The organism is Allobosea sp. 10L422, from assembly GCF_056395345.1.
In genome coordinates, this window is sequence record NZ_JBFTJI010000002.1 from 236,578 (window position 1) to 248,439 (window position 11,862).

Consider the following 11,862-nt stretch of genomic DNA (forward strand, 5'->3'; position numbering starts at 1 on the left):
CGGCTGCTCCGCGCCGAGCGGCAACGGCAGGTCGGAAAGTCCTCGGCTCCTTCCTGCCAAATGCAGGCATCGAACTGCCTGTAGATCTTGACCCGCGCGGAGACCGACACCTCGCCCGCTTTCGTATTGTACGCGGCAGTCCCGCGGACGGCTATCGCGTCGCTCCCGTGCGCTTTCGCCGTCCAACTGCCGGCCATGACATGATCAGGTCCGGGACCGGATTTGCGAGCTGCCTGGCGAGCCTATCTGCGCCTGTCGATTGCGCAGACAAGTGCGGCAGCGGCGAGGAGCCACAGCGAAAAAGCGCAGCAAGGCACATGCCTAACGCCGACGAGCGCATCGGAAATTCCTTTTGATCTCCGTTTCGTGAGCTTGCGAGACGATCAGTTCTCCGCACCCAGCCATCAGCATGCTGACCGCAATTACTTCGAAGATATTGCTGAAACTATCGTCCAATATTGAATGCCGTCGACATCCGGCCGTATCGCGACCATAATCTGTTGCGGAAAGTTGGCTATGCCATTTCTGCCAATGGAGGACGCCGATGGTGGATGCGGTTCACCAGTCTGTTCTCGACAACATCGAAGCGCTCCAGCGCCCGATCGCTGGCGCCGAGGTCCGCGCGACGCAACTTTCTGCCGCGGGCATTCATGGTTCGCTCCTCGTCGCAGATTTGGACGGAGCCGTTCTCTCGTTCGGCAGGGTCGCGGGGGATTTCTACCTGGAGGGCCCGCTGTCGCCGGACCGCGTCGTTTTAGGTGTTCTGCTGTCGTGCATGCGGCCCGTGACGCATTGGGCAAGCGAGGTGGAATCCGGCGATCTTGGCTTCTTCCCGGCTGGAAGCCCGCAGACGGCACTCTATCAGGGCTCGGCCGAGTATCTGACCTTAGCCTTGTCTGAAGATCGATTGGCCGCGTTCGCGGATCAGAACGAATTCCGGCTGGGCCGCAAACAGTTGCAGTCCGAGGGCATCATTGCCGACGGAAAGCGCGCCTTCTGGGTCGGCCGCATTCTTTCGAACTTCTTGCAGCACAGCCCGGAGCGCTTCTCCTGCCCAAATTTCGCAGCTGAAGTGCGCGACCGGTTTCTAGGTGCATATCTCTCCAGACTCGATCCGGAAACGTCGGATTCCAGAAGAGACCCGACAAGAGATCGGAAGATCGTCAACGACGTTATCGAGTTCACGCGGTCGAGCATCGAACGGGGCAGCGGGATAGACAGCATCTGTGCCGAACTCGCCATTCCGAGGCGAACGCTCCATAGGGCTTTCGTCAGTCTAACGGGCATGCCACCGGCAAAGTTCGTTCGAAATTATCGACTGAACGAATCGCGTCGCCGTCTTGTCAGTAGACGAGAAAGCGTCACCGAAGCGGCCACTCAATGTGGCTTCTCGGAACTTGGGAAATTCGCTGCGTACTACCGACGATTGTTCGGTGAAGCGCCATCAGCCACGCTCGCGGGGCTCAACGCCGGTGTTCGATCTTGCGTGCCATCCATGCAGTTTGGCTAGTGCCGGAAGCGGCTGATCTTTCGTTCCCAATTGTGCGGACACGGCTTGCCCGCGGTTCGGCCCAACGAAAAGCGCATCCCCGTTGAACGGGTAGCGACCCGCGCGCACTGCGTGCGGTTGAAAAGGCTGCAATCGTCGACGGTCGGATGGGTGCCGTCCCTTGCCTCCGATAGCGCCACAGCGGATCCGCGAGTTCACGGACAGCGCTGCGGCAAAAAATTGGGGGAACAGCTTGATCTGCGCTGGCCTTGGGCTGGCGATCGGATCAGTATTCATCGCACCTGACCACCTCGCGTATCCGTGCGTAGACGTTGAGTTGCCGGATGCCGTGTTCGCGCAAGCGCCGGTATCGTGGCTTTGAGAAAGCGGACATAGGCTCTCAACCATCTTAATGTCATGAGGTTGATCATGAACGTATCATTTGAAGCCGGAATGGCCGTCCTTGAAGCTCTAGCTGGAAGTAAGCATCCCAAGACCATCGATCAAATCAGCTCTCAGACGCGATTCGATCAGGCAATAGTTCAAGAGACGCTCAGGATACTCGAAACGACACGCTATATCTCGATATCTCAGGCTTCCGAAATCGTAACGTTGTCGCCAAAATTATGGAGCCTGGGATTCTGCTCGAAGGCCACGGCCGATCTAACACGTGTTGCGGATCATCATCTTTCCGAGCTTGTCATGAGCACCGGCGAGTCGGCGTGTATGGCAATCATTGCGGATACGGAGATTGTCGTCGCGGCCGGATTTAACGTGCCTGGGCCAATGGGGGCGGAGTTCGAGGTTGGAACAAAAGTGCCGGCCCTCGCTTGCGCGGCAGGGAAGGCCATTCTCGCTTTCCAATCCCTCGATGTGATTGGTGAACTAGAGAAAAGCGCGCTTGCCGCCGCTCCAACACAGGGTGATCCCGGCGCATTTCGACGCGAGTTCGAGGCGATCCGCTCGCAAGGATATGCTGCTCACTGGACCGGCGGCGACAGCGCGAGATGCGAGATGGCGGCGCCGATCAGATGCGCCGACGGGGCAATCCACGCAGCAGTCGGCATATCGGGTTCGTCGAGCCGATTGACCGACGAAGTCATTCCGGCGATGGCAGAACACATTCTGGAGGCCGCCGACAGGATTTCGCGTGAGCTGCAATGTTTACGAGCTGCAACGACCTATAAGGGGTAAAGGCGCTGTCGCCGTATTTAAAAGGCCGAGCGAGCTATGAATCGTTCGTGTTTTACGCCGGGGCGAGATGGTGATGATCTCAACCGGTGCAATCCTACGGGTGACCTCGCCGCGTTTGCAGTGGAATGAGTCTTGACTTCGGGTTCCAAGAGATGACGCCTGCTCCACATAGGACCGATCTTCAGGATCATGGAGCGGAACAACGCGGCCAAAATCAGCCTGGAGCGAGTGAGACTCGGGTTCTCAAGCGTCGCGTGTACCATGTTGGTGGCTATGACCCGGCCCCGCCATCGGCCGTGTTCGAACGTTTCGCCAAGGAATTGAAGCGCTTCGAACGCGCCTGGAATGTGCGCACGACGATCTCTGAGCTGACAGCGGAGCCAGATCTCGCGACATGGCAGGTGTCTGCAGCGGGCCCCAACTGGCGCACCGAAACCGAAGTTCGTCTGGTTCGGTGGGATGATCTGATAGCTGAATCGGTCGCAGGGCCGACATGGGGACGCTTGATACCGGGGGCGGCGGCCTTTTTCGATTTTTTGAGTGCAGGAGCGTTCGTAGGATATCTTCGATCAAGCTGGCGTTACGCGATGTTTTTCATTTATCCGTTCGTGATATTGATGTCGATTATCGCGCTCGCTATCGGTTCATTTTATTTGGTGTCGAAGATTGTCGGTAGTGTATTTTTTGGTTTGGCTGTCTTATTTTTGGTTGTTTGTTTATTGCTATACATGTCTGATCGCTTGTTATATCTTGGGTTATTGCTGGATGATTGGATTTTTTCGCGTCACTATATCCGATTTGGCAATGAAATTTTGGACGGCCGCCTGCAGCGGGTCGCCGCGGATATCGCCGCCAACGCTCAAAGCGAGGCGGTGGATGAGGTTCTTATTGTCGGGCACAGTCTGGGCGCCGTGCTCGCTGTCGATCTCATTGATCGCGCCACGAAGCTTCAACTCGAGCGCCGGGTAAGCCGGAAGCTGGCCTTTTTTTCGGTCGGGGCTTCCATTCTCAAAATTGGCCTCCACCGCGCTGCAAGCGGATTTCGCGAGGCGGTCGGGCGTGTCAGCTCGAATCCGGACGTTGTGTGGGCGGATTACCGCGCTCGTTCCGATGTGATGAACTTCTATGGCGCGGACCTGCTGCGAGATTTGAAGCTGCCTGCCACCGGCTCTCCAATGGTTCGCAATGTCAGCATCCGACGGATGATCGCCCCGGAGCGTTATCCGAGAATCCGCAGGAACTGGTACAAAATGCACTGTCAATTTGTGAGGGCCAACGATCGGCGGGCCCCTTATGATTACTTCATGTCGATCTGCGGCCCGATCTCCGCGGAGCAGAGCGCGCGATCGGAGCGAGGTGTGATGGATTTATTCGACGCAGACGGTCAACTGATCGAATCAGTTGAGCTTTCAGGCGATCTCGATGCCGCCGGGGTCGTGAAGCTATGACCCTTTCCGTTGCCAAGGCGATCTATCTGGTTCTCGCAATTGGTTGGTACATCATCCGCATTCCGCACGAGCGGCGTTCTCGTCGGACGCCTGTTTCCCGGTCAGCGCGCGGAATCAAGGAACGCATCCTGCTGAGCATCTCTTTTACGGGTTTGGGGATCCTGCCTTTTGCCTATGTCGCATTCGGGTTTCCGCGGTTTGCGAAATACGCGTTCCAGCCCACCTTGGCCTGGGCAGGGGCGTTTCTCGCAGCCGCGTCATTGCTGTTGTTTTACCTGACTCACCGCGCTTTGGGGCGCAACTGGTCTGTCTCCCTCGATCTTCGAGAGAGCCACAAGTTAGTAACCAGCGGAGTGTATACTTACGTTCGTCACCCGATGTATAGCGCCTTTTGGTTATGGGCCATAGCGCAGGCGCTGCTTTTACCTAATTGGATTTCGGGTCCGGCTGGACTCATTGGCTTCGGGACGCTGTATTTCTTTCGTGTCGGGGAGGAGGAAAGGCTCATGAGCGGGGCGTTCGGCAAGCAGTACCAGGATTACATCAATCGTACCGGCCGGGTTGTGCCACGTCTGAATAGCGCTCATCCTCCCCACTGACGAGTTGCCATGGAGCGCGGATTCTTCGGCCAGGGCGGCCGTCTTCATGTTGTTTGGCAACCATAAATCGTCGTCCCGCAGCTAATGGATTTTTGTCAATTGAAATTGCTTATGGCATCTGAGATGATGGGCAGGTGCCACACGACGACTTGTATTTTTCGGCACGATGTTGCGCAGTTGCACTAGGCTAATGATTGCGCTGACCTCAAAGTGGGCTTGTTTAACCGAGGGCGAACCGATGAAAAAGATCGTAGTGTTGGCCGTATCTGTTGCACTCATTAGCGTTGGCGGGTGTGCTTCCATCGGTAAGGGTAAGGGGAAGGCTCCGCCTCCCGCTGCTGCCCCCATCGTAACCAAGGGTTAGCATTATCTATAAGGAAAGCGGTCGAGTACTCGGCCGCTTTCTCCTTTGGTGCGGCGCGTGCGGCGTTCGGATTACTGAGGCGCAGTCGCTGGCACGTTGAAGCTTGATCGGAGGCTTGCGATGCGGTTCGCCAAAAACCCTCCAATACGCTCCTGGATCTTCGCTTGTGGCCTAACGAGCATTCTGCTCGTATTTGGTAGCGGTGTAGCGGCCGCGCGCGATCATGAATCGGGCGAGAGCAGGAGCCAGGCTACTGCATCGACGACGCGAACGGTGTCGGCGCCGAGATCGCCATACGCACCGCGCGAGAGAGCGCAATATTTCGTCGAGTTTCGCTCCCGCTACGCCTTGAGCTATGGGCACACATTCCTGGTTCATGGACGCCTCAACGCGAGAGGTGAGGTCGGCCCGGTCACTGCGGATCAAGTCGCTGGCCTCCACCCCGCGGGAGAGGGGCCTCAGCTCTGGTCGGCCGGGCACGTCATACCGGTCCCGGCAGAAACCGGAGCCAGCGACGGCGACACGGAAGATCAGTACATTTCCAACCGATTTCGCGTATTGCTCGATGAGGCTCAGTACCGGCGGGTGCTAGCTTATATCAAGCAAAAGCAAAGGACTGCCACGATGTGGCATGCCGTGCTTTATAACTGCAATCGCTGGGTTGGCGAGGTCGCTACTTTCATGGGAATGAGAGCGCCGGATAATACGCTGCTGTACCCGGCGGATTATATCTCCAGTCTTCGCGATCTCAACAGCCGTAAAATGTCGGAGCCGCAATTCTCATCGCATAGCGGTCAATAGATCCGTTCGAAACACGAGGTGTTTCTCGTGTTATCTAGCCACTATGACCGGGGTTCCAACCGGGACACGACCGAACAGGTCGATAATGTCGTCATTCAGCATGCGGATGCATCCATAAGACGCAAAAGTCCCGATGGAGTCGGGCCTGTTCGTTCCGTGTATCGCGTATTGCCCGCCGCCGGAAAGCGTCATTGCACGGGCACCCATGGGGTTTCGCGGAGAACCTCCCGCTATGACATCGGGTATATTTGGGTTGTCGCGCTTAATTTCGTCCGGCGGAGACCAGGCTGGCTCGACATATTTGCCTTCAATCCGAACGGTTCCTTGCCATTGCTTCGCTGATTTCCCTACCGCTACGCGATATCGGATGGCCGTTCCATCTTCCAGAATAAGGTATAGCCGTCGGTCTTTTGTCCGGATGACGATAGAGCCAGGCCCTTCCGTGCCATTATAGCTGACGACTTCTCTGCCACTTGCGGGCGAAGGCGCCAGCGGCGCGGCTAAAGAGAGTGCCAACACTGTCGTCCAGCCAATTCGCATGTCACTCACCCTGCACAGTCAGGCTCTCACGCGGCTCGGTAGCGCTGCCTATCTAACTTCGCTTAGAACCGCGCTCATCTCAAGTGAGAGACAGAGCGTTCAGAAACATATGCTGCAGTGCATTTACGAAATGATGCATGGCGCAACTCACCTGCGACCGCTTTTGTCTTCCGGCTTGATGGAGCGGCCTGCTGGCGGCTTCGGGGACAGGCGGCCAGGATAAGCCGATCTTCTTCTCGGATGCGGCCGGACTGATGCAACCGGCAATCGAGCGCGACGCCGCCATCGGCCGCGAGGCCCCGATCGCGAGGGCTTGAAGCCGCATCCGGACCATCGGGAAGCTTTGCCGTGGAAACGAGCGCAATCCGCCAAAGCGATCTCGCCTAGGCGCGAAGGCCCGGGCGCGATCGTCGCGATCCACGTTGGATCTTGTGGCGACCACGCCGGCATTGCGGGGCGCGGTCAGGGAAGTTCAACTCACCAGGCTTCGATCATCTCGGAATGCTGCTTCTCTTCGGCGGCCACCTCGGGATTCGAGCTGTGCTCGGCCAGGTATTTCTCGGCTTCCAGAGCCGCCATGCAACCCATGCCGGCCGCAAGGACGGCCTGGCGATAGGTGGGGTCGGCCACGTCTCCCGCCGCGAGCACGCCCTTCTGGCTGGTCTTGGTCGACCATGGTGCGATCTTGATATAACCGGTCTCGTCCATATCGATCTGGCCCCGGAACAAGCTGGTGGCAGGATCGTGGCCGATTGCGACGAAAACGCCGTCAGTCGCGATTTCCCTGAGCTCTCCGGTCTTCACATGTCGCAACCTTGCGCCGGTGACCGATTTCAGCGGGTCGGTGGTGCCGAGGATCTCGTCGACTGCGTGGTCCCAGATCACCTCGACCTTAGGATTTGCGAAAAGACGCTGCTGGAGGATCTTCTCGGCCCGAAAGCTGTCGCGCCGGTGGACGACGGTGACCTTGCTGGCATGGTTGGTCAGATAGAGCGCTTCTTCGACGGCCGTGTTACCGCCGCCGACGACCACGACTTCCTTGCCCCGGTAGAAGAAGCCGTCGCAGGTCGCGCAGGCGGACACGCCATGGCCGCCAAAGGCTTTTTCCGATTCGAGGCCTAGCCAGCGCGCCTGGGCTCCGGTTGCGATGATCACGGTATCCGCGAGATAGATATCGCCGGAGTCGCCGATCGCCTTCTTTGGATTGGCCGCGAGGTCGACCGAGACGATCAGATCGTAGACGAGCTGCGTTCCTACATTCTCCGCCTGCTGGCGCATCTGCTCCATCAGATCAGGCCCCTGCACGGCGTGTGCAAAGCCAGGGTAGTTTTCCACGTCTGTTGTGATCGTGAGCTGGCCACCCGGTGTCATGCCCGTCACCAGCATCGGCTTGAGGCTGGCTCGCGCTGCGTAAATCGCCGCGGTGTAGCCGGCAGGACCTGCGCCGATGATGAGCGTCTTGGTGTGATGAGTCTTCGACATCAATGAAACCCGTAAAGGTAGCTGCTGGAATCAGGCGGCCTTGAGAGCATACGTCGGATTGCCGCGACTGCCTGCGATGCGGGCGATCGGGCGGCCGGGCCGGAGCCGATGGCCATGACGCGGGCGTGGGTATGAGGCCATCGTCTCAGTTCCTCTCCTGCGGCCGGGCCGCAGCCTCGATCCGTCAGATACGGCGGCGCGGCGCAGAAACAAGACCCTTCGGACTCATGCCGCTCCGAGCCCCAAAGCGGCCCTGTGGCGTTGCCAGCCCCGCCGTATCGCATCGGCGATGACGGGTGTGGAGTCTATCGGCTGATAGCCCTCGCCTTCAAGGCGTCCACAGAAGCGATGCACAGCGCCCTCGCGCTCCAGCGCCTGGATCAGCGCCGCGATCTTCGGATGGCCGCCTTGCGGCTCGAAAACCAGGATCGGTGCGCCCGTCGCGGTTGCCTCGCCGATCATGTTGGTTGAATCGGCGGTGGCCACGACGGCGTCGGCATTGGCGAGCAGCGCGAGATAGGGGTTCGCGCCCGAGCCATCCCACCACCAGCCGCCGTGACGGGCGAAGACGGCCGCGACGGCGGTGGCCAATGCGGGGGAGGTGCGCCGGGAAGGCGAGCCCATCAGGGACGCGCCCGAGCGGGCCAGCGCGTCGAGTTGCCCGGTGAAGTGCTCGATGTCGGCAGGCGTGAAGCGGTGATGGCGGCTGTCGCCACCGACCAGTACGGCGACGCGCGGATGCGGCAGTCCGGCGATCGCGGGGGGCGGAGCAGCGCGCGCAGCCGCGAGTTTCTGCGGCGTCAGGCGGTGAGGGGAGGTGGTGGTGACGAGGACATTGTCGCCGCGCAGCCGGTCATGCCCGGCAACCCAGATCAGGTCGGCGGTGCCCGGGCCGGTGCGCGGGTCCTTGAGGAAGACGGTATAGGTCGCGCCGTTCGAGACCTTCTTGAGGGCGCGCAGATAAGCGACGGCGCGCCGCCCCGAGGCGATCGCGATCTCCGGAAAGGGCGGGCTGAGCGGGCTCCCCGGCCGATCCGGCGCCTCGCGCGGGTCGATCGGGCCGCGCGGCATCAGCCAGGCCCATGGCTTGCGCGGCTTCACCCGGCGAATCTCCGGGGCGGCACCCAGGCGCTCGGCCACGCCGAGGCATTGCAACTCGTCGCCGGCCTTGCCGTCGCTCAGGACCCAGACGGTCGGCGTCGGATTTTCGTGCATGGCTGTCTGCGTCCGCGGCATGCGCCTTGTATCGCCCGTCGCTGCCGTCTACACCAGCCCGGCTTTTCTTTGAGGATACTTTGCCTTCGGGGATCTTCGTGCGTCCGAAACTCGACGATATCGACCTGCGCATCCTGCGCGAGCTCCAGGCCGATGGGCGCATGACCAATGTCGAGCTCGCCAGCCGCGTCGGCATCTCGCCGCCGCCTTGCCTGCGCCGTGTCCGGGCGTTGGAGGAAGCCGGGCTGATCCGCGGCTACCATGCCGATCTCGACGAGCGAAAGCTGGGCTATGAGGTGGTCTGCTTCGCCTTCGTGCATCTGGCGAGCCAGGCCGAGGCCGATCTCGCGGCATTCCAGAGCCGCATCCGCGAATGGGCTGCGGTGCGCGAATGCTGGACGCTGTCAGGGGACATCGATTTCGCGCTGAAATGCGTGGCGCCGGATCTGAAGGCCTTCCAGGATTTCGTCGGCGAACTGACGGCCATGCCGAATGTCCGCAACGTCCGCACTGCGCTCGCCCTCGACCGGGTCAAGGACGAGCCGATCGTGCCTTTCGGCTGAGAGCCCGTCTCGAAACTCTGCTGCAGCGGCCATCTGACGGCGTTGGCTGCGCGTCCGGTGCCCGCGGACCAGAGCACGCTGCCGAAAAGTGGTTTCCACTTTTTCGAGAACATCATGCTTAAGGTATTAGAATCGATCAACTTTTCTGCCATTGGGCGATTCTGCCCAATGGCAGGTTGATCTAATGTCCGCTGCGCTCCGGTTCTCGAAAACACCGCCATCTGACTGGCCGCAGCGAGTTTCGAAACGGGCTCTGAGCGCTCAGCCGATGTAGCGCTTGATCCAGTAGGCGTTGTTGCGGGCGAGCGCCTTCAGACGGAGTTGATCGATGTCCGGCCGATACCAGGCGCCGGCCCCGCCGGACAGTTCCGTCGACATGATCGGATAGCTGGCGAGCTCGCGGCCGTTGCGATCGTAGAGCGTCGCGATGCTTTCCAGATAGTCGTTGGAACCCCCGCCATCGGATGGCTTGCCGCCGCCGCCGCCGCCGGCGAAGCTCGCCAGCCAGATACTGCTGACATTGACGACGAGGGATGTGCCGGCGCCGCGCTGCAACGACGGTCCGAGCAAGTCGATGAGCGTGCGCTCGAGCTCGCTCTTGACGATGGCAACGTTCGCGCCCCAGGCGTGAGTCACGGTTGGCGAGAACTGGATCTTGATCGAGCCGATCGGCACGGCCTGCGCCGAGGCTTTGCGGGGCACGAGAGTCAACGCCGCGGCACCGAGCGAGGAAGCCAGAAAAAGTCGACGCGTCATCATGGCCGGGGTCTCCGAAGGCTTGTCACATCAATGTAGGCGCGCGGCTGCGATATTCCATGGCTGCGGGCCCGCGCGCCATCTTCACTCGATCTTGGTTTCCAAGGCGTGTCGCGGGTAGGCAGCATAGTCGCCATCGTCTCGGCATGCTCTATGGGCGTCAGAATCGCTGGGGGATTCGATGGAACGCTGGCTGACGGAATTCGTGAAGCTCTGGGTGGTGATCGATCCGATCGGGACCCTACCGGTATTCCTGGCCGTCACCGCAGGGCTCGGCGCTGCGGCGGCGCGTCGCATCGCCCTTCAGGGATCGCTCGTCGCCTTCATCGTGCTGCTGTTCTTCGTCGTGCTGGGCCAAATCCTGCTGACGGCGATGGATATCGAGCTGAGCTCCTTCCAGATCGCCGGGAACATCGTGCTGTTCCTGTTCGCTCTGACGATGATCTTCGGCGAATCGAAGCTCGATGAGGATCAGAAGCTGCTGAGCTCCTCGGATCTCGAGAAAGCGGTCTATCCGCTCGCGATCCCGAGCATCGCCAGCCCCGGCGCGATGCTGACGGTGATGACCGTCACCGACAATTCGCGATTCAGCATCGCCGAGCAGGCCGAGACCGTGCTTCAGATCACGATTATCTTTGTCGTCCTGGTCGGGCTGTTGTTCTGCGCCTCGCGCATCATCGCGGTGATCGGCAATGCCGGTGCCAGCGTCATCAGCCGCGTAATGGGCCTGATCCTGGCGAGCGTCGCGGTGGACGGCATCATCAAGGCGGTAAGGATCGTCGTGACGGGATGACGACCGTGTGCGTCGTGCCCGGATTCATTCCGAGCGCTTGAGTCGCCATCGCAGGCTGGGCCCGAAACACAAATGCTCGCCACGAGGGCGAGCATGGTGCGTTCTGCGGGGAGGCTGAGCTCAGCGGAAGGCGATGCTGACGACCTCGTAGGATTTGCCGCCGCCGGGCGTGTTGACCTGGACGGAATCGCCGACTTTCTTGCCGATCAGCGCGCGCGCGATCGGCGAGCCGATGGAGACCTTACCGGACCTGACGTCCGATTCCGGCTCGCCGACGATCTGGTAGCTCTTCTCTTCCTCGGTATCGTCATCGATCAGCTTGACGGTGGCGCCAAACTTGATCGTATCACCGCCGAGCTTGCTGACATCGATGATGTCGGCGCGGCCGATCAGCGATTCGAGTTCCAGGATCCGGCCCTCGTTCAGCGACTGTGCTTCTTTCGCCGCGTGATATTCGGCGTTCTCCGACAGGTCGCCGAGGGCGCGCGCCTCGGAGATCGCGGTGATGATACGCTGACGCTCGACCTGCTGGCGCTGCTTCAGCTCCACCTCCAAAGCAGCGAAGCCGCTAGCGGTCATCGGAACCTTTTCCATTCTTTCCGTTCCATAAGCTCCGAA

13 protein-coding genes are annotated in these 11,862 nt (G+C 60.3%); 8 read left to right on the forward strand and 5 right to left on the reverse strand.

Annotated features, from left to right (window positions below):
• Positions 1–544 precede the first annotated feature (544 nt).
• The 6 genes from AC1DEZ_RS05510 (at position 545) to AC1DEZ_RS05535 (ending at position 5,895) form a co-directional block, all read left to right on the forward strand.
• Positions 545–1,510, forward strand: coding sequence for a helix-turn-helix domain-containing protein (locus AC1DEZ_RS05510; RefSeq protein ID WP_441512095.1), 966 nt, complete (start codon positions 545–547; stop codon positions 1,508–1,510).
• A gap of 408 nt (positions 1,511–1,918) precedes the next feature.
• Positions 1,919–2,683, forward strand: coding sequence for an IclR family transcriptional regulator (locus tag AC1DEZ_RS05515; protein ID WP_476778947.1), 765 nt, complete (start codon positions 1,919–1,921; stop codon positions 2,681–2,683).
• Positions 2,684–2,808: 125 nt separating this feature from the next.
• Positions 2,809–4,131: a hypothetical protein gene (locus tag AC1DEZ_RS05520; protein WP_476778948.1), complete on the forward strand. Its 1,323-nt coding sequence runs from the start codon at positions 2,809–2,811 to the stop codon at positions 4,129–4,131.
• On the forward strand, positions 4,128–4,730 hold the full coding sequence (locus AC1DEZ_RS05525) for a protein-S-isoprenylcysteine O-methyltransferase (RefSeq protein ID WP_476778949.1): 603 nt from the start codon (positions 4,128–4,130) through the stop codon (positions 4,728–4,730). The genes AC1DEZ_RS05520 and AC1DEZ_RS05525 overlap by 4 nt, the downstream gene beginning before the upstream one ends.
• Positions 4,731–4,968: 238 nt before the next feature.
• On the forward strand, positions 4,969–5,094 hold the full coding sequence (locus AC1DEZ_RS05530; RefSeq protein WP_441473303.1) for an ABC transporter: 126 nt from the start codon (positions 4,969–4,971) through the stop codon (positions 5,092–5,094).
• Positions 5,095–5,214: 120 nt separating this feature from the next.
• Positions 5,215–5,895 carry a hypothetical protein gene (locus AC1DEZ_RS05535; protein ID WP_476778950.1) on the forward strand — a complete coding sequence of 227 codons (681 nt, stop codon included), beginning with the start codon at positions 5,215–5,217 and terminating at the stop codon, positions 5,893–5,895.
• Positions 5,896–5,925: 30 nt separating this feature from the next.
• On the opposite strand, the gene AC1DEZ_RS05540 is transcribed toward AC1DEZ_RS05535, so the two are convergent.
• The 3 genes from AC1DEZ_RS05540 to AC1DEZ_RS05550 all read right to left on the reverse strand — a co-directional run bounded on the left by AC1DEZ_RS05540 (position 5,926) and on the right by AC1DEZ_RS05550 (position 9,132).
• Entirely contained in the window at positions 5,926–6,435 is a 510-nt protein-coding gene (locus AC1DEZ_RS05540; RefSeq protein WP_441512100.1) for a L,D-transpeptidase, read from the reverse strand.
• Positions 6,436–6,912: 477 nt separating this feature from the next.
• Entirely contained in the window at positions 6,913–7,917 is a 1,005-nt protein-coding gene (gene trxB / locus AC1DEZ_RS05545; RefSeq protein ID WP_476778951.1) for a thioredoxin-disulfide reductase, read from the reverse strand.
• A gap of 225 nt (positions 7,918–8,142) precedes the next feature.
• Positions 8,143–9,132, reverse strand: a complete 990-nt coding sequence (locus AC1DEZ_RS05550) for a mitochondrial fission ELM1 family protein (protein WP_476778952.1) — start codon at positions 9,130–9,132, stop codon at positions 8,143–8,145.
• A 98-nt stretch (positions 9,133–9,230) separates the two neighbouring features.
• Here AC1DEZ_RS05550 and AC1DEZ_RS05555 point away from each other — a divergent pair, with 98 nt between their 5' ends.
• Positions 9,231–9,695 carry an Lrp/AsnC family transcriptional regulator gene (locus tag AC1DEZ_RS05555; protein ID WP_476778953.1) on the forward strand — a complete coding sequence of 155 codons (465 nt, stop codon included), beginning with the start codon at positions 9,231–9,233 and terminating at the stop codon, positions 9,693–9,695.
• A gap of 261 nt (positions 9,696–9,956) precedes the next feature.
• On the opposite strand, the gene AC1DEZ_RS05560 is transcribed toward AC1DEZ_RS05555, so the two are convergent.
• On the reverse strand, positions 9,957–10,454 hold the full coding sequence (locus AC1DEZ_RS05560; RefSeq protein WP_476778954.1) for a hypothetical protein: 498 nt from the start codon (positions 10,452–10,454) through the stop codon (positions 9,957–9,959).
• A 178-nt stretch (positions 10,455–10,632) separates the two neighbouring features.
• On the opposite strand from AC1DEZ_RS05560, the gene AC1DEZ_RS05565 reads away from it, so the two are divergent.
• Positions 10,633–11,244: a MarC family protein gene (locus tag AC1DEZ_RS05565; protein ID WP_476778955.1), complete on the forward strand. Its 612-nt coding sequence runs from the start codon at positions 10,633–10,635 to the stop codon at positions 11,242–11,244.
• Positions 11,245–11,364: 120 nt separating this feature from the next.
• Here the strand turns inward: AC1DEZ_RS05565 and greA are convergent, their stop codons facing one another.
• Positions 11,365–11,838: a transcription elongation factor GreA gene (gene greA, locus AC1DEZ_RS05570; protein WP_441512106.1), complete on the reverse strand. Its 474-nt coding sequence runs from the start codon at positions 11,836–11,838 to the stop codon at positions 11,365–11,367.
• Positions 11,839–11,862: the final 24 nt, after the last annotated feature.

Excerpts from the sequence above, each read along its gene's own strand:
- AC1DEZ_RS05510 (WP_441512095.1), top strand. The coding sequence starts at position 545 with ATGGTGGATGCGGTTCACCAGTCTGTTCTCGACAACATCGAAGCGCTC.
- AC1DEZ_RS05515 (WP_476778947.1), top strand. The coding sequence starts at position 1,919 with ATGAACGTATCATTTGAAGCCGGAATGGCCGTCCTTGAAGCTCTAGCT.
- AC1DEZ_RS05520 (WP_476778948.1), top strand. The coding sequence starts at position 2,809 with ATGAGTCTTGACTTCGGGTTCCAAGAGATGACGCCTGCTCCACATAGG.
- AC1DEZ_RS05525 (WP_476778949.1), top strand. The coding sequence starts at position 4,128 with ATGACCCTTTCCGTTGCCAAGGCGATCTATCTGGTTCTCGCAATTGGT.
- AC1DEZ_RS05530 (WP_441473303.1), top strand. The coding sequence starts at position 4,969 with ATGAAAAAGATCGTAGTGTTGGCCGTATCTGTTGCACTCATTAGCGTT.
- AC1DEZ_RS05535 (WP_476778950.1), top strand. The coding sequence starts at position 5,215 with ATGCGGTTCGCCAAAAACCCTCCAATACGCTCCTGGATCTTCGCTTGT.
- AC1DEZ_RS05540 (WP_441512100.1), bottom strand. The coding sequence starts at position 6,435 with ATGCGAATTGGCTGGACGACAGTGTTGGCACTCTCTTTAGCCGCGCCG.
- trxB (WP_476778951.1), bottom strand. The coding sequence starts at position 7,917 with ATGTCGAAGACTCATCACACCAAGACGCTCATCATCGGCGCAGGTCCT.
- AC1DEZ_RS05550 (WP_476778952.1), bottom strand. The coding sequence starts at position 9,132 with ATGCACGAAAATCCGACGCCGACCGTCTGGGTCCTGAGCGACGGCAAG.
- AC1DEZ_RS05560 (WP_476778954.1), bottom strand. The coding sequence starts at position 10,454 with ATGATGACGCGTCGACTTTTTCTGGCTTCCTCGCTCGGTGCCGCGGCG.
- AC1DEZ_RS05565 (WP_476778955.1), top strand. The coding sequence starts at position 10,633 with ATGGAACGCTGGCTGACGGAATTCGTGAAGCTCTGGGTGGTGATCGAT.
- greA (WP_441512106.1), bottom strand. The coding sequence starts at position 11,838 with ATGGAAAAGGTTCCGATGACCGCTAGCGGCTTCGCTGCTTTGGAGGTG.